At 71.1% G+C, this 17,938-nt stretch carries 20 protein-coding genes, 1 tRNA gene and 2 pseudogenes; 12 read left to right on the top strand and 11 right to left on the bottom strand.

Translation table 11 applies throughout. The features are described 5' to 3' along the window. Positions 1–148 precede the first annotated feature (148 nt). The 4 genes from JIAGA_RS0120085 to JIAGA_RS35015 all read left to right on the top strand — a co-directional run bounded on the left by JIAGA_RS0120085 (position 149) and on the right by JIAGA_RS35015 (position 2,045). Complete coding sequence (locus JIAGA_RS0120085; protein WP_026877056.1) at positions 149–820, top strand: DNA alkylation repair protein; 672 nt, start codon at positions 149–151, stop codon at positions 818–820. A gap of 68 nt (positions 821–888) precedes the next feature. Next, entirely contained in the window at positions 889–1,113 is a 225-nt protein-coding gene (locus tag JIAGA_RS31100) for a DUF6112 family protein (RefSeq protein ID WP_051426294.1), read from the top strand. A gap of 31 nt (positions 1,114–1,144) precedes the next feature. Next, a complete protein-coding gene (locus JIAGA_RS0120075) occupies positions 1,145–1,780 on the top strand; it encodes a hypothetical protein (protein ID WP_026877055.1) in 636 nt (211 codons plus the stop codon). Next, positions 1,770–2,045 carry a hypothetical protein gene (locus JIAGA_RS35015; RefSeq protein WP_169738899.1) on the top strand — a complete coding sequence of 92 codons (276 nt, stop codon included), beginning with the start codon at positions 1,770–1,772 and terminating at the stop codon, positions 2,043–2,045. Before JIAGA_RS0120075 ends, JIAGA_RS35015 begins: the two co-directional genes overlap by 11 nt. A gap of 63 nt (positions 2,046–2,108) precedes the next feature. On the opposite strand, the gene JIAGA_RS0120070 is transcribed toward JIAGA_RS35015, so the two are convergent. Beyond that, positions 2,109–2,193, bottom strand: a tRNA-Leu gene (locus JIAGA_RS0120070). A 101-nt stretch (positions 2,194–2,294) separates the two neighbouring features. Continuing rightward, positions 2,295–3,365, bottom strand: a complete 1,071-nt coding sequence (locus JIAGA_RS0120065; RefSeq protein ID WP_026877054.1) for a hypothetical protein — start codon at positions 3,363–3,365, stop codon at positions 2,295–2,297. Between the two features lie 127 nt (positions 3,366–3,492). Between JIAGA_RS0120065 and JIAGA_RS0120060 the strand changes: the two genes are divergently transcribed. After that, positions 3,493–3,966 carry a DUF6328 family protein gene (locus JIAGA_RS0120060; protein WP_026877053.1) on the top strand — a complete coding sequence of 158 codons (474 nt, stop codon included), beginning with the start codon at positions 3,493–3,495 and terminating at the stop codon, positions 3,964–3,966. Beyond that, positions 3,963–4,838, top strand: coding sequence for an NUDIX hydrolase (locus JIAGA_RS0120055; RefSeq protein ID WP_026877052.1), 876 nt, complete (start codon positions 3,963–3,965; stop codon positions 4,836–4,838). The genes JIAGA_RS0120060 and JIAGA_RS0120055 overlap by 4 nt, the downstream gene beginning before the upstream one ends. A 101-nt stretch (positions 4,839–4,939) precedes the next feature. On the opposite strand, the gene ku is transcribed toward JIAGA_RS0120055, so the two are convergent. Beyond that, positions 4,940–5,803 (bottom strand): non-homologous end joining protein Ku, encoded by an 864-nt coding sequence (gene ku / locus JIAGA_RS0120050; RefSeq protein WP_035812771.1) that lies wholly within the window; start codon positions 5,801–5,803, stop codon positions 4,940–4,942. A 112-nt stretch (positions 5,804–5,915) separates the two neighbouring features. Between ku and JIAGA_RS0120045 the strand changes: the two genes are divergently transcribed. Continuing rightward, the gene (locus JIAGA_RS0120045) at positions 5,916–6,125 is read left to right on the top strand and encodes a hypothetical protein (protein WP_026877050.1); all 210 of its coding nucleotides are present in this window, start codon (positions 5,916–5,918) and stop codon (positions 6,123–6,125) included. Between the two features lie 73 nt (positions 6,126–6,198). Here the strand turns inward: JIAGA_RS0120045 and JIAGA_RS0120040 are convergent, their stop codons facing one another. From JIAGA_RS0120040 to JIAGA_RS36380, 5 genes and pseudogenes are all read right to left on the bottom strand, one after another. Next, positions 6,199–7,002, bottom strand: coding sequence for a TrmH family RNA methyltransferase (locus JIAGA_RS0120040; RefSeq protein ID WP_026877049.1), 804 nt, complete (start codon positions 7,000–7,002; stop codon positions 6,199–6,201). A gap of 18 nt (positions 7,003–7,020) precedes the next feature. Then, entirely contained in the window at positions 7,021–7,773 is a 753-nt protein-coding gene (locus JIAGA_RS0120035) for a sulfite exporter TauE/SafE family protein (RefSeq protein WP_026877048.1), read from the bottom strand. Between the two features lie 364 nt (positions 7,774–8,137). Further along, positions 8,138–9,044 (bottom strand): annotated as a pseudogene (locus JIAGA_RS31095) (SPFH domain-containing protein); the annotation flags it as partial. Between the two features lie 98 nt (positions 9,045–9,142). After that, positions 9,143–9,610 carry an NfeD family protein gene (locus JIAGA_RS0120025; protein ID WP_026877047.1) on the bottom strand — a complete coding sequence of 156 codons (468 nt, stop codon included), beginning with the start codon at positions 9,608–9,610 and terminating at the stop codon, positions 9,143–9,145. A gap of 319 nt (positions 9,611–9,929) precedes the next feature. Continuing rightward, positions 9,930–10,454: pseudogene (locus JIAGA_RS36380) on the bottom strand (ABC transporter ATP-binding protein); the annotation flags it as partial. Between the two features lie 102 nt (positions 10,455–10,556). Between JIAGA_RS36380 and JIAGA_RS0120015 the strand changes: the two are divergent. Both JIAGA_RS0120015 and serB read left to right on the top strand, forming a co-directional pair. Further along, on the top strand, positions 10,557–11,306 hold the full coding sequence (locus JIAGA_RS0120015; protein ID WP_026877045.1) for a hypothetical protein: 750 nt from the start codon (positions 10,557–10,559) through the stop codon (positions 11,304–11,306). 34 nt (positions 11,307–11,340) lie between these two features. Beyond that, a complete protein-coding gene (serB, locus tag JIAGA_RS31090; RefSeq protein ID WP_035812770.1) occupies positions 11,341–12,564 on the top strand; it encodes a phosphoserine phosphatase SerB in 1,224 nt (407 codons plus the stop codon). Between the two features lie 122 nt (positions 12,565–12,686). Here serB and JIAGA_RS0120005 read toward each other — a convergent pair whose 3' ends face one another. After that, positions 12,687–13,196 carry a SixA phosphatase family protein gene (locus JIAGA_RS0120005; protein WP_157553347.1) on the bottom strand — a complete coding sequence of 170 codons (510 nt, stop codon included), beginning with the start codon at positions 13,194–13,196 and terminating at the stop codon, positions 12,687–12,689. Positions 13,197–13,420: 224 nt separating this feature from the next. Between JIAGA_RS0120005 and JIAGA_RS0120000 the strand changes: the two genes are divergently transcribed. The 3 genes from JIAGA_RS0120000 (at position 13,421) to JIAGA_RS0119990 (ending at position 16,140) form a co-directional block, all read left to right on the top strand. After that, on the top strand, positions 13,421–14,608 hold the full coding sequence (locus JIAGA_RS0120000) for a type III PLP-dependent enzyme domain-containing protein (RefSeq protein ID WP_026877043.1): 1,188 nt from the start codon (positions 13,421–13,423) through the stop codon (positions 14,606–14,608). Positions 14,609–14,679: 71 nt separating this feature from the next. After that, positions 14,680–15,300, top strand: a complete 621-nt coding sequence (locus JIAGA_RS31085; protein WP_169738898.1) for a nucleoside/nucleotide kinase family protein — start codon at positions 14,680–14,682, stop codon at positions 15,298–15,300. 9 nt (positions 15,301–15,309) lie between these two features. Continuing rightward, positions 15,310–16,140 carry an MOSC domain-containing protein gene (locus tag JIAGA_RS0119990; RefSeq protein ID WP_026877042.1) on the top strand — a complete coding sequence of 277 codons (831 nt, stop codon included), beginning with the start codon at positions 15,310–15,312 and terminating at the stop codon, positions 16,138–16,140. Between the two features lies 1 nt (position 16,141). Here the strand turns inward: JIAGA_RS0119990 and JIAGA_RS0119985 are convergent, their stop codons facing one another. Beyond that, entirely contained in the window at positions 16,142–17,383 is a 1,242-nt protein-coding gene (locus JIAGA_RS0119985; RefSeq protein WP_026877041.1) for a hypothetical protein, read from the bottom strand. Then, positions 17,380–17,904: a SigE family RNA polymerase sigma factor gene (locus tag JIAGA_RS0119980; protein WP_026877040.1), complete on the bottom strand. Its 525-nt coding sequence runs from the start codon at positions 17,902–17,904 to the stop codon at positions 17,380–17,382. Before JIAGA_RS0119980 ends, JIAGA_RS0119985 begins: the two co-directional genes overlap by 4 nt. Positions 17,905–17,938 lie beyond the last annotated feature (34 nt).

Raw genomic sequence — 17,938 nt, 5'->3', positions numbered from 1 at the left:
TCATGCAAGTTTAAACTTATATAAGTCAACGGCGTATATTGAGGGGTCGATGTAGCTACAGGGTTCAGGGCTGACCCAGTGATGCCCTGCACACGAGGCGACTCCATAGGGTCGAGCCGAATCCCCGCCGATCACGACAGGAGGCAGAATGACCGGCACGAGCCTGGCCGAGGTGATGGGCGAGCTCCGTGAGCTCGAAGACCCGCAGACCCGCGCGGTGAACGAGAAGCACGGCGACGATCACGCCGTGAATCTCAGCAAACTGCGGGCGTTCGCCAAGCGGCTGGGAACCCGACAGGAGCTCGCGGGTGAACTCTGGGACACAGCCGACAGCGCGGCGAGACTGCTCGCGATCCTGATCTGCCGGCCGCGGTCCTTCGAACGCGGCGACTTGGACACCATGGTGCGTCAGGCGGGAACCCCCAAGGTCCGGGACTGGCTGGTGAACTACGTCGTGAAGAAGAGCCCACACTGTGAGACGCTGCGCGTGGCCTGGCTTGCCGATCCGGACCCCGTGGTCGCGAGCGCCGGCTGGATGCTCACCACGGCACGTGTGGTGAAGAGGCCTGAGGGCCTTGACCTCGCCGGCCTCCTCGGCGTCATCGAAGCGGAGATGAAACGTGCGCCCGAGCGTCTGCAATGGGCGATGAACGAATGTCTGGGGAACATCGGAATCGAGCACGCCGAGCATCGCGACCGGGTGATCGACATTGGAGAGCGCCTGGAAGTGCTCAAGGACTATCCGACGCCGCCAAAATGCACGTCCCCGTTCGTGCCCATCTGGATCACCGAGGTCGTGAGCCGAGAGAAGCGCAAGTAGCTCGAAGCATGGGGCGACTTGCGGCGAGAGGGCACCATCGCAAGCTGTGTCGCTAACTCGGCGCGTCGCTGCGCGACGTCGTGGGTGCGGGGATGACGTTCGGTCTCGTCCTGTCCGTGTTGGCGTTGATCATCGCGGCGGTGGTGTGGGGGTTCGGCGCGAACTCGTCGAACCCGCACCTGGCGGGGCGGGGGAAGTCCGGCGTGCTGGTCGCCTGCGGCGCCGCGGTGCTGTGTGGCGCCGCGGTGACGCTGGTGAACTTCTTCTGGGACGTCGGCCAGGGCATCTCGTGAGAGTGCGAGGTCGGCGATGAGTATCTGCGACGTGCCGGTCATCGCCGAGGTCTGCAATCTTGGCGGTGACGTCGCCGGCGTCATGGTGGCCGCGCCGTTCGAGTGGCTCGCCTCCGCTGTCGGCCATGCCGCCGCGATGATGTTCGAGAACGTGTGGGCGGTCTTCGACACCACGACGCTGGTGGACCTCACGTCCGAGCAGTACATCGCGGTCTACAACATCGTGTTCGGGATCGCGATCGTCGTGATGCTGGTGTTCTTCTTCCTCCAGCTCGGCACCGGGCTCATCCGTCGTGACGCCGGCGCCCTGCAGCGCGCGGTCCTGGGGTTGGCCAAATCGGTGCTCGGGTCGTTCCTCGTCGTGACATCGACGGCAACATTGCTGGAAATCGTCGACCAGCTGTGCATCGGGATCGTCGAGCCCACCGGAACGACGATGGAGCAGATGGGCGATCGGATCGCCGCGCTCGCACTCGGCCTGACCGCGATCACCTTCGCCACCCCCGGGGGTCGGGGCGATCATCGTTCTCATCCTGGGCGGGATGGCGGTCCTCGGCGCGGCGACGGTGTGGGGCACCCTGCTGATCCGCAAGACGCTGCTGCTGGTCGCGATCGTCATCGCGCCGCTGGCGTTCTCCGCAGCGTCCTGGGATGCCGTGCTGCGTGAGAAGCTCGCCGTCCTCGAGGGCAAGATCACGAACCTCGTCGCGGCGATCGAAGGCGCCAACGCCGCACCCGAGGTGCTGCTCCAACAGTTGTCGACACGGACGCACGAGGGCGACATGCTCAGGGGTGAACTCACCAGGCTGACCGCACGGCAGGCCATCGCCGCCGACGAAGTGGAAGAGCTGATCGGACTACGTCGGAGGGCTGGCGTCCGCACTCAGAGACGCGACAGACGAGGAGAAGGCCGATCTCTACCAGGAACTTGACCTACGACCCCCTGGCACATCAGCTCCGAGCGGAGCTGGTGCCAGGGGTCATCCAAATGGGCGTGTCCGAGGGGGGACTTGAACCCCCACCCCCTTGACGGGGACTAGCACCTCAAGCTAGCGCGTCTGCCTATTCCGCCACCCGGACCTGCGGCACTTCACTGAGCGCCAGCGGCCGGGTAACCATACCAAACCAGCGGGGTCCTCTGTCCAACCAGGGCCGCCTGCCGGGCCGGGCCGTGTCGGACGTCATCCGCGCAGGGCCAGGTACCGGTCTCGCGCCTCGAAGACGTCGCGCATCTCGGTGGTGACGCCGGCCATGAACTCGTCGCGGTAGGTGGAGTCGGTGAGGATCGAGATGGCGTAGTAGAGGCCGGTGAACGCGGCCATGCCGCCGGCGACGCGCAGCAGCGTCTCGGTGAGCTGGACCTCGTGGCCGAACAGCTCGAAGGGGTACTGCCATGCGCCTCCGGTGCCGGCCCAGGCCTCGCCGACGGACGGGGTGACGGCCAGCATGCCGAAGGCGACGAAGAAGGCGCCGACGCCGGCGCTCACGACCAGCACCTGCAGGGCTTGGCTGATCACCAGGGTGAGTCCGACGTTGAGGCGCTGCCGGCGCGTCAGCGGCCTGGACGCGGTGTTGAGGTCACGTTCGAGCTGGCGCACCAGTCCGGGTGCGCGCACCGCCAGGAACACCAGGCCGAGCCCCAGCAGCAGCGCCATCACGATCAGCACGAACGGCCGCGGCATCGACCCGTACATCTGCCACATCTCGGCGTTGACGAACAGCACCAGCGAGAAGATCAGCAGCAGCGGCAGCGCTCGCACGAGTCGCCCGAGCGACGCGGCCAATTCGTCGGCCATGCGTGTGAACGCCCAGAACACCGTGGCCAGCAGGCCGTAGCCGACCACCAGGTACACCAGAACGAGCAGCAGGAGGTTGCCGATCACCAGCCCGGCGACCTGCCGCCACTGGCCGCCGAAGATGAGCGGCAGCAGGGCCGGCAGCAGGACGAACGCGGCCAGCTCGGGCCGGCCCACCTCACGAGGAAGAGACCGGAACGGCCGCCCTCGCATGTGGTTGACCAGGCCGAACGCAGTGACCAGGATGGCCAGGCCACCGAGCGCCGCGGCCACGTTGACCAGCAGCGGCCATTCCAGCTCGGTAGCACCCAGCATCTCCCCCACGAACACCAGGGCCAGGAACGGCGCGGCGCGGGTGAAGATGTCCTCGCTGGCGGAATAGTCCTCGATGAACAGCGGTAGCCCGCTGCGCCGGAACCACCGCTCGTACTCGGCCAGTTCGTCCCGTTCAGCCACGTGCCGGACTCTACCGACCTCGGCGCCCGACACCCCGCGGTCCGGCACCCGGCGGCCTCGGCGCTCTGTGACCCATGGCTACGAACCGGGACAATGGGTACACACGATCTCACCGAGGAGGACGAGCGTGAGCGAGCAGCGCTACGAGCGTGACGAGGACGAAGCCAGCCGGTTCGACCGGCACTGGAACGAACTCCTCCAGGAGCTGCGCATCGCGCAGACGGGTGTCCAGATCCTCTTCGCTTTCCTGCTCACCATCGCGTTCACCACTCCGTTCCGCGAGTCCGACGAGTTCGTCCACGACGTCTTCGCGGTCACGATCGTGCTCGCGGCGATGGCGATGGCGTTGCTGATCGCACCGGTCTCTTTTCACCGGATGGTGTATCAGCGGCGGTTGCGCGACAGAATGATCCCGATGGCTGCGAAGATGACCACCGCTGGATTGTTCCTCCTCATGCTGGCCGCCTGTGGCGGGCTGCTCATCGCGCTCGACGTCGTGCTGAGCCGTGAGCTCGCCATCGGTGTCTCCGCCGGTGCGCTCGCGTGGTTCGCCGTCCACTGGTACGTGATTCCGGCTGCGGTCAGGCAGCGGCACACGTGACTCTCCTTCACCACCGGCACGACGGCGACGGTTGGGTCGACTGCGCCTGCGGGCAGCGGCACTGGGGTGTGTTCGGCTCCGCCGGACTGCTGCTCGTCGACCCCGAGCGGGGTGTGCTGTTGCAGCATCGCGCCCACTGGAGCCATCACGGCGGCACGTGGGGTGTGCCCGGCGGCGCTCGGGCGTCGTCGGAGACCCCACTCGAGGCTGCGCTACGCGAGGCCTCCGAGGAGGCCGACATCCCGCCGGAGGCGGTGCTGCCCAGCCATGCCTGGGTCGAGGACCACGGCACGTGGTCGTACACCACCGTCGTCGCGACGGCCGACCGCAAGGTCCGCGCCCGCGCCAGCGACCCGGAGAGCCTGGACATCGTCTGGACGCCCGTCGGCGACGTCAGCCACCTCCCCCTGCTGCCGGCATTCGGGGCGATGTGGCCGCAGCTCCTCGATCAGGCGTTCCGCCGGCTGGTCCTGGTGGTCGACGCCGCCAACGTCGTTGGCTCGCGCCCGGACGGCTGGTGGCGCGACCGTGCGGGTGCGACGGAGCGGCTGCGCGACGACCTCACCGGCCTCGGCCCGGTCCCGGCCGCACCGCTGGGGCTGCCGGCGGCCCTGTGGTGGCCGTCGGTCGTGCTCGTCACCGAGGGCCGGGCCCGCGGCGTACCGTCGGCGGACGGCGTCCGGGTGGTCGAGGCGGACGGCAGCGGCGACGACGCCGTCGTCGATGTCGTCGCCGAGGCACTGCGAGATCGGCCGGGCGACCACGTGCTCGCCGTGACGGCAGATCGGGAACTCCGCGCCCGCGTCGAGGCCGCCGGCGGCCGCCCCGTGGGCCCGTCGGCGCTGTTCGAACTCACCCGGCCGCCTCGTTGATCTTGGAGAAAGCGCAGAAAAGCGGCCCGATATGTCCAAGAGATTCCGCGGTTACTCCAAGATCAACGAGGGTCGGCCGGACGCGCCGGCCTGGCGGACCCCTACGCGGACTTGCGCTTCGCCGCGGTCTTCTTCGCCGCCTTCTTGGCGGGCTTCTTCGCCGGCGCGGCCTCGGACTTCTCCGCCCGTCCTTGTTTGGCTTCCTCGACGCTGCGCCGTAGCGCCTCCATCAGGTCGACGACCTTCCCCTCGGCAGGCTCGGCCTCGGGCGGCGTCACGACCTCCTGGCCCTCGGCCTTGGCGTTGACGACCTCGAGCAGGGCCTCGCGGTACTCGTCGTGGTACTCCTCGGGGTCGAAGTCGCCGGCGAGGGTGTCGATGTACGACTCGGCCATCGCCATCTCCTGCTTGCGGACCTCGACGTCCTCGTCCAGGAAGTCGAACTCGGGCTTGCGGATCTCGTCCGGCCACAGCATGGTCTGCACGATCAGCACACCCTCGAAGGAGCGCAGCACCGCCAGCCGCTCCTTGTTGCGCAGCGCGACCTTCACCACACCGACCCGGCCGGAGCGTTCCAGCGAGTCGCGCAGCAGCGCGTACGGCTTGGTGTCGCCGGTGGGCTCGGCGTAGTACGCGCGGTTCAGCGCGGTGGGATCGATCTGCGCGAACGGCACGAAGCCCAGCACCTCGACCGACCGCGACGACGTTATGGGCAGGTCGTCGAAGTCCTCGTCGGTGAGCACGACCATCTGGCCACCGGGCAGCTCGTAGCCCTTGGCGATGTCGGCATAGGCGACCTCGTGCCCGCCGGCCTCGCACACCCGCTTGTAGCGGATGCGGCCACCGTCAGCCGCATGCACCTGCCGGAAGCTGACGTCCTTCTCCTGCGTGGCCGACACCAGCCGCACCGGAATGGACACCAGGCCGAAGGAGATGGACCCCTTCCAGACCGTCTGCTTGACCATGACAACTCCGTCCGCCGGCAACCCTGTCGGTCCCGCCCACAGCCTATTGTGGCCCCACCCGGTCTCGGCGCGCCTACACGTCCTGGTCGGACACTCGTGTCACGCTCGGTTCATGAGGGAGACAACCACGACGGGCGCGGCCGCGCCCGAGCTGGCCATCGGGTCTCTCACGGCCTGGTGCGGCGAATGCGACGACGAGACGGAGTTCGACCGGGTGCCGGGCGGCCTCGGGGTGGAGTACGCCTGCCGTGAGTGCTCGGCGGCGGTCTTCACCGGCGAGCTGCCGTACATCGAGTCGATCCTGCAGCCGGTCGCGGTCTGACGGCTGGATGCCCGGCCGGGCGCCACGCCTTCGTCGACGACGGCACCGGTGATGGCGACGGCGCCGCTCGCCGTCACTGTCCCAGGACGTAGCAGGCCACGGCCGTAGCGGCGGCGACGTTGAGGGAGTCGACGCCGGCGCGCATCGGGATGCGCACGCGCCGGTCGGCCGCCGCCATCCACCGGGCGGACAGCCCATGCCCCTCCCCGCCGACCAGCAACGCGATCCGCTCGCCCGGGTCGACCGACGCGAGGTCGACGGCGTCCGGTGCCGGGGTGAGCGCAAGCGTCTCGAAACCGGCCGCCCGCAGCGCCTCCGGTGCCTCGTACCACTGCTCGACCCGGGTGTACGGCACGGAGAACACCGAGCCCATCGAGACCTTCACCGCCCGCCGGTACAGCGGGTCGGCGCAGCGCGGACCGAGCAGGACCGCGTCCCAGCCCAGCGCCGCGGCGCAGCGGAAGATCGCTCCCACGTTGGTGTGGTCGACCAGGTCCTCCAGGACGACGACGCGCGCGGCCGCGGCCAGCAGGTCGGCCGGCGCCGGCAGCGGACGGCGGTGCAACGAGGTCAGCGCGCCGCGGTGCACGTGGAAACCGGTGACGCTCTCGATCAGCGACTCCGGCGCGACGAAGCAGGGCACGTCGTCGCCGGCCGCGGACAGCACGTCGGACAGCGCGTCGACCCAGCGCGGCGCCATCAGGAACGAGCGCGGCCGGTATCCCGCGCCGACCGCCCGGCGGACCACCTTCTCGCCCTCGGCGAGGAAGAGCCCGTGCTCCACCTCCAGGGACGTGCGCAGTTGCACGTCGCGCAGCGACACGTAGTCCGCGAGACGAGGGTCGTCGACGTCGTCGACGGGCACGACGATGGCCACCAGCGAGTGCCTCCTTCGTCAGCCGGTCAGCAGGTAGACGACGGCCGCGACGCCCACCACCACGATCACGATGCGCAGCCCGAGCGGCGGGAGCCGCCGCCCGATCCGGGCCCCGACCAATCCTCCGGCGGCCGAGCCGACGGCGATCGACCCGGCCACCGCCCAGTCGACCTCCGCGACCACCATGAAGACGAGCCCGGCCACCAGGTTGACCAGGCCTGCCTGCACGTTCTTGAACGCGTTGAGCCGCTGCAGGGTGTCCTGCAACGCCAGGCCCAGGACGGCCAGCAACAGCACCCCTTGCGCGGCGCCGAAGTACCCGCCGTAGACCGCGGCGGCCAGCACCAACAGCCACACGACGGGCCCACCGTGCTCACGCCGGTTCGGCCGCTCCTTCAACCGGGCGGCGATCCATGGCTGCGCGGCCACCAGGACACACGCGAGCACGATGAGCACCGGCACCACCGCCTCGAAGGCGCCCGGCGGCAGGGCCAGCAGCAGTACCGCTCCCCCGGCACCCCCGACGACCGCCGCCACCGCGAACCGAAGCACCCGGGCCCGCTGGCCGCGCAGCTCCGCCCGGTAGCCCCAGGCACCCACCACCGACCCGGGCACCAGGCCGACGGTGTTGGACACGTTCGCCACCACCGGTGGGTACCCGAGCGCGAGCAGCGTCGGGAAGGTGATCATGGTCCCGGAGCCGACGACGACGTTGATGGCACCAGCCGCGAAGCCGGCCGCGATGATCGCGACGGCCTCGGCGGGGCTCACTCAGCCGGCGGCGCCGGCGGGGTCGGCGGCAGCGGTGGCTGGCCGGCCGGGCCGGTCGAACCCGGCGCGTCGGTGTCGCCCGGGCGGCTCGCGGCCGCCGGGCCGGAGCCCTCTGCCGACGACGGACCCGTCGAGCCGGGACCGCCCAAGCCGGAACCCGGACCCGTCAGCCCGGCACCCGACGAGCCGGCCGGAGGTTCGGTCGAAGCCGCCTGAGCGGCCTGCAGGGCCCGGCGGACCTCGTCCTCGGCGGCGGAGACCGCGGTCTCACCCTCCGCGGCCGCCTCTTCGGCGGCCGTTTCGACCTCCGACGCCACGGCGCTGTCTTCGGGAATGGAACCGGGTGCGAAGCCCTGGCCGAACCGGCCGACGGCGTCGCCCAGCCCTTCCAGGGCCTTGCCGAACTCGCTGGGCACGATCCAGACCTTGTTGGAGTCGCCCTTGGCGATCTCCGGCATCATCTGCAGGTATTGGTAGGCCAGCAGCTTCTGGTCCGGGTTGCCGCGGTGGATGGCGTTGAAGACCGCGCCGATGGCCTTGGCCTCACCGTCGGCGCGCAGGATCTGTGCCTGCTTCTCCGCCTCCGCACGCAGGATCTGCGACTGCTTGTCGCCCTCGGCGGTGAGGATGGCCGACTGCTTCTGGCCCTCGGCGGTGAGGATCTGCGACTGGCGGACACCCTCGGCGTTCAGGATCGCGGCGCGCTTGTCGCGGTCGGCGCGCATCTGCTTCTCCATGGAGTCCTGGATGGACGGCGGCGGGTCGATGGCCTTCAGCTCGACCCGGTTCACCCGGATGCCCCACTTGCCGGTGGCGTCGTCGAGGACGCCGCGCAGCGCGTTGTTGATCTCTTCACGGCTGGTCAGCGTGCGCTCGAGGTCCATGCCACCGATGACGTTACGCAGCGTGGTGACGGTGAGCTGCTCGATGCCCTGGATGTAGTTGGCGATCTCGTACGTGGCGGCCTTGGGGTCGTTGACCTGGTAGTAGATGACGGTGTCGATGGACACCACCAGGTTGTCCTGGGTGATCACCGGCTGCGGCGGGAACGACACGACCTGCTCACGCAGGTCGAGCAGCGGCAGCACCCGGTCGATGAACGGCACGACCACTGTCAGCCCGGGGTCGAGGGTGCGCTGGTACCGGCCGAGACGCTCGACGATGCCGGCCCGCGCCTGCGGCACGATGCGCACCGATTTGGCCAGGGTGACCAGGACGAAGATCGCCAGCAGTATGACGACGAGAAGAACGAATACCTGACCGGCTTCCATGAATGACCTTCCGCAGCTCGGGGCGCCTCACACCCGCACGATCGAGTCGTGCGGATCAACCTATCAGCCGGCTGACCGGCCCGAGCCGGACTGCCGGATCAGCGTGGATCGGCGTCGAACACCAGCGCCGTGGCGCCCTGTATTTCGATGACATCGACGTCGCGGCCCGCCTCGATGACCGACGTGCCGTCGTAACTGCGCGCCGTCCAGATCTCCCCCGCGAGCTTGATCAGGCCGCGCTCGGCGTCGACGGTTTCGACGACCACACCCTTGCGCCCGACCAGCGCCGCGACTCCGGTACGGGCGCTGCCGCTGGTGCGCATGTGCCGCTTCGCGACCGGCCGGACGAACCCCAGCAGCGCGACGCTGACGGCAGCGGCCACGACCATCTGCAGCCACAACGCGTCGACGCCGACCAGTGCGGCGAGGGCCCCGCCCAGCGCGCCGCCGGCCAGCATGAGGAAGATCAGGTCGAGCGTCGCGGTCTCCACGATGCCCAGCACGAAGGCGAGGCCCAGCCAGGCGACCCACTCGTGGTCGGTCAGCCAGTCCCAGAAGGCCTCCATGGCACCAGCTTATTCGGTCCCGGCCACATCCGGCTCAATTCGTGACCCCACGGACTCCGTTGGCCACGGCCCGAGCTCCCCACCGTCCGTCGTCGTGGGTCACCCGCAGCGGCAGACCGAAGCAGGAGCTCAGGTTCGCGTCGGTCAACGTGTCACCGATCGGCCCCGCCGCCACCACCTGGCCCGAGGCCAGCAGCATCGCGTGGGTGAACCCGGGTGGGATCTCCTCGACGTGGTGCGTCACCAGCACGGTCGCCGGCGAGGCGGGGTCGGCTGCGATCTCGCCCATGGTGGCGACCAGCGTCTCGCGGCCGCCCAGGTCGAGGCCGGCGGTGGGCTCGTCCAGCAGCAGCAGCTCCGGGTCGGCCATCAGCGCGCGGGCCAGCTGGGTGCGCTTGCGCTCACCCTCCGACAGGGTGCCGAACGTCCGGCTGGACAGGTGCGCGATGCCCATGCGCTCCAGCAGCCAGCGGGCGCGCTCGTCGTCGACGTCGTCGTAGGCCTCGCGCCACCGGCCGACGACGGCGTACGCGGCGGTCCGCACCACGTCGAGCACCGACTCGTCGCGCGGGATGCGCTCGGCCAGCGCCGCGCTGGTGAGCCCGATGCGCGGCCGCAGCTCGAACACGTCCACCCCGCCCAGCAGCTCACCCAGGACCGCGGTGTACCCGCTGGTGGGGTGCATCTGCGCGGCGGCGATCTGCAGCAGGGTCGTCTTGCCGGCGCCGTTGGGCCCGAGGATCACCCACCGGTCGCCATCGGCGACCGACCAGGTGATCTGGTCGAGCAACCGGCTCCCCGAGCGCACGAGTGTGACGTCGGCAAGTTCGAGCACGTCGGACATGGCTGAGACCGGCTCCCTCGCAGAACGGATACGGGGCGGCAGGCTGCGCTCGCCGCGAAACCCCCGCACGACTCTAGCGGGCGGGTCGTAGGCTCTTGGGCCATGGTCACCCTGCCTCGATCCGCGCGCCTCGCGGCCTGGTCGGCTGCCTGGCTGCGCGGCGACGCCAGCATCGACGACGTCGTGGACCGGGTGCACGGCGACGACGAGCCGCACGACGCCGTCGACATCCCCGGCACCACCGGCGCCGTCGGGCTGAGCGAGGCGCTGCGTGCGCTGCGCGACGCCGGCGCCCGGTCGCTGCGGGTCGCGCTGCCGGCCCCCGGCGATCCCACCGGCCTGGGCGGCCCGGCCGATTTCAACGGCTACGCCATCGACGCCGGCGAGGCCGTCATCGCCGACGGTGCTCCGTACGCGCTGGTCCCCGACGTGCGGGCGTTCGGCCCGCCCGGCGACCAAGGCCATTTCGTCACCTGGATGTGCCGGCCGGCCGAACCGCCGCCCGCCGGGCCGCCGCTGGCCGAGGCCGACCGCGAACTGACGTCGGCGCTGCTGGCAGCTGGTTCCACCCTCACCGACCTGGACGTGCCGTCATGGCGGCCGGAGGTCGAGGCGCTACTCGGCGACGTCCGGGCCAACCGTGAGTCCGAGCCGCTGCCGCGCGGCTTCCCCGCCCAGGCGCAGGCCGTGGCCGCACGCAGCGTCCGGCTGCTCGCCGTCGTCCGGTTCGCCCTCGACGACGACGGCGGCGCGGTCACCGCCGTCGACGCGGCGTCGCGCCGTTCCGCGTTGACTCCGCTGGAGCGGACGTCCCGAGCCGCGCTGGCCGCCGCCTGCAACGCGCTGGCATGACGGCTCCCACGTCACGATAGCGTTGGGCCCTGCGATGAGCCTTCCACCAGAACCCCCTCCCCGCACGCTGCTGGTCACGCTCACCGGCCGCGACCGCCCGGGTCTGACCGCGCAGCTGTTCGCGGCCCTCTCCGCCCACGACGTCGAGGTGCTGGACGTCGAGCAGGTGACCGTCCGCGGCCGGCTCGTGCTGGCCATCCTGCTCGACGAGCCGTCCGGAGACGTGCCGCTGCGCCGTTCCCTGGCCGACCTGAGCACCCGGCTCGGCGTCGACATCGAGGTCACGGCCGGGCACGGCGACCATCGCCGGCCGCCGGGACGCGCGCACGTCACCGTTCTGGGCTTCCCCCTGCGTCCGGGCGCGTTGGGCGCGCTGGCCGGCGTCGTCGCGGCCGCCGGCGCCAACATCGACCGCATCGTGCGGTTGGCGTCGTATCCGGTCACCTCCATCGAGTTCGAGGTGTCCGGCGCCGACCCCGACCGGCTCAAGGCCGACCTCGCCGCCGTCGCGCTCGCTGAGGGCGTCGACGTCGCCGTCCAGCCGTCCGGGCTGATCCGCCGGGCCAAGCGGCTGGTCGTCATGGACGTCGACTCCACGCTGGTGCAGGGCGAGGTCATCGAGATGCTCGCCGAACACGCCGGCGTGCTGGACCAAGTGGCCGAGGTGACGTCGCGGGCGATGGCGGGCGAGCTGGACTTCGCGGCGTCATTGCGCGAGCGGGTGCGGCTGCTGGCCGGGCTGCCGGCGTCGGCCGTGGCCGAGGTGCGCGCCGCGGTTCAGCTGACACCGGGCGCGCGGACACTGATCCGCACCCTGAAGCGGCTGGACTACCGCTGCGCCATCGTCAGCGGCGGGTTCACGCAGATCACCGGCGAGCTGGCCGTCGAGCTGGGCATCGACTACGCCGCCGCCAACACCCTGGAGATCGTCGATGGGGTCCTCACCGGGCGGGTGGTGGGGCCGGTGCTCGACCGGGCCGGGAAGGCCGACGCGCTGGCCCGGTTCGCCGCCGCCGAAGGCATCCCGCTGTCGCAGACGGTGGCGGTCGGCGACGGCGCCAACGACCTCGACATGATCGCCGCGGCCGGCCTCGGCATCGCGTTCAACGCCAAGCCGGTGGTCCGCAGCGCCGCCGACACCGCGGTCAACGTCCCGTACCTCGACGCGATCCTCTACCTGCTGGGCATCAGCCGCGACGACATCGAGGCCGCCGACGCCGCCGACGGCAGTCCCACGCCCGCCCCACCCGTCCGCTGACCCCGTTCCCCGGGCTCCCGTTGGTGGTCCGGAAATGATCACGTCCACCATGGGTCTTCCCGCACCCACAGGAATGCTTGCCTGGTGAGGCGGTAGCACCCATGATGGACGTCTGATCTCTGTCAGCCGCGGGCGACGGTGAACGCGACCAGTCGCGCCGCACCGGGGTCGAGCGCCGCCCAGTCGCCGTCGACGGAGAACACCGCCACCGACGACGTCGGGAACCCGCCGCGCGGCCGGTCACTGGCCGGAACCGTCGACGCGCCATCGTCCAAGGCGCCCGCGAGCATCCCGATGCCGGGGTTGTGCGCCACGATCATCGCGCTGGACGCGTCGCCCGGCAGCGCGCGGACCATCTCGAGCAGGTCACCGGCTCCGGCGTAGTAGACGTCGTCGGTGACGACCGGTTCCGGCGGGTCGGGCAGCTCGGCGGCCATCAGCTCGAACGTCTGCCGCGTACGCAGCGCCGCGGACACCATCGCGACCTGCGGCGAGACCCCTTGGGCCCGCAGCCAGCGGCCGACCGCGGGCGCGTCGCGGCGGCCCTCCTCGGTCAGCGGGCGTTCGTGATCGGGCACCCCGTTAGGGGATGCCGCCTTGGAGTGCCGGATCAGTACCAGGGTCCTCGCCACATCCGCCAGCCTAAGGGCGTCCCATGGGGCACTCCAGTAACCTGCGGCAGGATGGTGTGCACACGCCGATTGCCGGCGTTGCCCCCATGGCCACGATCGTCCCGATCTGGTAAGGATTCGCTGTGGAGATCACCGTGCCCGACGCCGCCGCGTCAGACGTCCCGCCCCCGCCGCCGGAGACGGAGTCCGCGCCCGCGCCACCTCCGGCGAGTTCCCGCGCCGACCTGCGTCACCGGCTCAACACGGCGACCTCCGGTTTCGAGGCCCCGCTCGCCGCCATCGACATGGACGCCTGGGACGTCAACGCCGCCGATCTGGTGCGCCGGGCCGCGGGCAAACCGATCCGGGTGGCCAGTAAGTCGGTGCGCAGCCGGTCGCTGCTGCGTGACGTGCTCGGCCGCGACGGGTACCACGGTGTGCTCGCACTGACTCTGGCCGAGGCCCTGTGGCTGGCGGGCACCGAGCTGTCGCGCGACGTCGTCGTCGGCTACCCGAGCGCCGACCGGCGCGGGCTGGCCCGGCTGGCCGGCGACGAGGAGCTCGCCGACGCCGTCACGCTCATGGTCGACGACGTCGCCCAGCTCGACCTGGTGGACGCTGTCGCGCCCGCGGACGGCCGGGCCGACGTGCGGGTCGCCCTCGAACTCGACCTGTCGTGGCGGCCGGCGGGCGGCCGGGTCCGGGTCGGGGCGAAACGCTCGCCGCTGCACAGCGTCGACGACATCGTGCGGCTGGCCCAGGTGGTGCAGTCGCGGCCGGGCTTCCGGCTGGTCGGGCTGATGGGGTACGAGTCGCAGATCGCCGGCGTCCAGGACGACCCGCCCGGCCGGGCATGGCGGGGGCGGCTGATCCGGTCGGTGCAACGCCGGTCCTGGGCCGAGCTGACCGAGCGGCGCATCGCCGCGGTCGAGGCGGTCCGCAAGTTCGCCGACCTCGAGTTCGTCAACGGCGGCGGCAGCGGCTCGGTCGAACGCACCGTCTCGGACCTGTCCATCACCGAGGTCACCGCCGGCTCCGCGCTGCTGGCTCCGCGCCTGTTCGACGGCTACACCAGCTTCTCACCGCGACCGGCGGCGTTCTTCGCGGTGCCGGTGGTGCGCCGCCCCGGGCCGGGCATCGTCACCGTCGCCGGGGGCGGCTACATCGCCAGCGGCGCGGCCGGCGAGGACCGGCTGCCGGTGCCGTGGCTGCCGGAAGGTCTGGCGCTGGACCGGTCCGAGGGCGCCGGTGAGGCACAGACGCCGCTGCTCGGTTCCCCCGCCGACGACCTCGCCATCGGCGACCGCGTCTGGTTCCGGCACGGCAAGGCCGGCGAGCTGGCCGAGCGGTTCGACTCCTACTACCTGGTGCGCGGCGAGCGGCTGGTCGACACCGTCGCCACCTACCGCGGCGACGGCAAGACGTTCCTCTAGCCGTTCCCTTGATCATGTGAGTTCTGTCGCGCCGAAGAACTCACATGATCAGCGGGGCGTACGCTCGAGCCGTGCGTGTGCTGACGCTGGACGCTCTGGCGAGTCGCATCCGGGCGATCCCGCCGCGACGCGGGCCGACGACGGTGGTGGCCCTTGACGGGCCGGCCGGCTCGGGCAAGACGACGCTGGCCGCGCAGCTGTCGGCCCGGCTCGACGACGCGCCGGTCGTGCACATGGACGATCTCTATCCCGGCTGGGACGGCCTGGCCGCGGCGGCCCGCACCGTCGCCGACGAGGTCCTGCTACCGCTGGCGGCGGGCCGGCAGGCGAGGTACCGCCGCTGGGACTGGTACGCGGACGCGTACGCGGAATGGGTGGACGTCCCTCCCGCGCCGACGTTGCTCGTCGAGGGCTGCGGCAGCGGCTCCACCCCGGGCGCCGCCGCCCTGGCCATGATCATCTGGCTGGACGCCCCACACGACGTGCGGCAGGCTCGCGGCTTCGCCCGCGACGGCGACGGCTTCCGGCCACACTGGGAACGCTGGGCGCGCCAGGAGGACGCGCTGTTCGCCGCCGAACGCACCCGCGAGCGGGCCGACCTGCGGATCGCCACCGCCTCCCCGGTGCCGCACGACCCCCAGCGTGAGGTGGTGGCCGAGACGGCACCCGGGCTCGACGCCGCATTCGGTTAGTTTGGGCGGGTGCGTGTCGCCGGACTCAACCTCTCCCCCGTCAAATCGACCCGGCTCCGACCGGTCGACGAGGCCGCCGTCGAACCGTGGGGGCTGCGGCACGACCGGCGCTGGATGGTGGTCGACGTCGACGGCTTCGTGGTCACCGCCCGTGTCGTGCCGGCACTGCTGACCGTGACGGCGACGGCGCTCGGTGTCGGCCGGGTGAGGTTGTCCGGCCCGCACGCCGGTGACGTGGACGTGGACGCGGCCGGCTGCGACGACCTGCTGCCGGTGCAGGTGTGGCGGTCGAAGCTGGACGCCGTACATCCCGGCGGCGACGCCGATGACTGGTTGAGCGAACTGCTCGGTCAGAACGTCCGGCTGGTCTGGCTCGACGACCCCGACCGCCGCCCGGTCGACCCGCAGTACGGTCGCGCCACCGACCGGGTCAGCTTCGCCGACGCCTACCCGCTGATGGTCACCACGACGGCGTCGCTGCGGCAACTCGAGGACTGGGTCGTCGAAGAGGCGTTGCTGCGCGGCGAGACACCGCCGAGCGAGCCGCTACCGATGCGCCGGTTCCGGCCCAACGTCGTCGTCGACGGGTCGTCCGCGTTCGAGGAGGACACCTGGCACCGGATCCGCATCGGCGGCGTGCCGTTCCGGGCGGTGAAGCTGTGCGACCGGTGCGTCCTGACGACCATCGACCCCGACACCCTGAGCAGGGGCAAGGAGCCGCTGCGCACCCTGGCGCGGCACCGGCGCTGGGACGGCAAGGTCTGGTTCGGCCTCAACCTCGTGCCCGACGGCGCCGGTGTGGTCCGCGTCGGCGACGAGGTCGAGATCCTGGCCGGCTGAGCTACATCTCGTCCGGCAACGGAAACGGCTCGTCGCCCAGGAACGGCACCGCCTGCATCGCCGCCACGTTGGCCCGGTTGACCGCGGCCTCCAGCTCTGGGCTCGCCGCATCGGTGCGGACCACCAGCGTGCCTCGCTGGCCCAGCGTGCCGCTCGCGGCCTGTCCGGCGGCCGGGTCCCCCGTGCCGAAGGCGTGGACTGCGCCGGGGAACAGCGAGCATTCGCCGTACCGCTCGATGCACATCGGCTCATAGAGCCGGTCCTTCTGCGCCACGGCGACGTCGACTCGCACCCCGTCGGCCGTCTCGTAGGTAGCCGACACCAGGCCGGTCTGGACGTCCACGCCGCCGGCCGAGGCCCGCACCTCGCCGTCGACGGGCTCGACGACGGTCAGCTGGCCGAACGCCTCTTCGAGGGCCGCCTCGATCTGTGCCCATGCAGCGCCGGACGTCGCCTCCAGGTCCACACCGCTGACCAGCTCGGCCGGTGTGTGCCGCGCGCCGACCGACCAGACGGCATCGGCGACCCGGTCCGCCTCGGCCTCGGTCAGCGCGGTCTTGGTCTCCAGCGGCATCCCTTGATCGTCGACCTCGGCGCCGTCGTAGTTGACGCCCCAACGCAGCGCGACCGCGGCGGGTTCGCCGTCGAGGATGAGAAAGGTGTCCCGGCCGTCGTCGCTGCCCACCACGCGCCAGCGGCCGTCGTCGTCCGCGCCTTGCTCACAATCCGACCACAGGCTGGACTCGCCCATCAGTGGCTCCGGCTCCGTGCACGGCCGGTAGTCGGCGAGGTCCGGCCGCGAGTTCTGCAGCCACACGCTGAGGCTGAACCTGACGTCGCCCCGCTCCAGGCTCAGATACAGGCCAGGCCCCGGCGTGTCGCCATAGACGTACGAATCCTCCACCAGGCGCACGTCACTTGGGAGCGCGTCGTCGACGGCCTCCCACATCTCCAGCTTCACGGGGTCGTCGGCCACCGCGGGCGACAGGACGGCGTCGGCCCGTACGCCGCCGGTGGTCGGTGCCTGCGCCACTTCCGCGTCCACGACCGACACGGGCGACGACGGCAGAGCCAAGCCGGCCGCCGCGGCGGTGATCACCAGCACGCCCGCACCGGCGCGACGGCGCAACCGACGCGCCCGCCGAGCCCGGCCGCGGGCGACGACCGCGTCAGCCGACACGCCCCGTGCCGGTTCACCCGCCAGCGCTGACTCCAACAACTCCTTCAATGCCGGGCTGCTCATAGTTGCTCCTCCATGGTCGCGAGCATCTGCGGGCCGAGCACCTGACGCAGCCGCTCGAGGCCACGCGAAGTCTGGCTCTTGACGTTGCCGGAGCTGCAGGCGAGCAGCTCGGCGACCTGGTCGACGGAGAGGTCCTCCCAGAACCGCAGGATCAACACCGCCCGCTGCCGCGCCGGAACCGCCGCCAAGGCAGTGAGCAGCCGGTCCCGCGTGGTGGGATCGGCGCTGTCGCCGGGATCGCCGGTTCCGATCCGGTCCGGGACCACCTCGACGACGTGTTCGCGTCGCCACGGCCGTCGGGTGGTGTCGATGTACGTGTTGACGAGCACCTTGCGGGCATACGCATCCAGCTCGTCCCGCCGTGTCACCCGCCGCCACACGACGTAGATCTTCGTCAGTGTCTCCTGCACCAAGTCCTCGGCCAGTTGCCAGTCACCCGTCAGCAGGAACGCAGTGCGCAGCAGAGGACGGCTGCGCGCGTCGACGAACGCGCGGAACGACGCCTCGTCGATCGCCAGCATGGTCGCCTCCGTCGTCCTCCAGGGTTACACCCCG

The organism is Jiangella gansuensis DSM 44835 (genome assembly GCF_000515395.1).
In the GTDB taxonomy this organism is placed as follows: domain Bacteria; phylum Actinomycetota; class Actinomycetes; order Jiangellales; family Jiangellaceae; genus Jiangella; species Jiangella gansuensis.
This window is presented reverse-complemented; position numbering and strand designations above follow the sequence as displayed.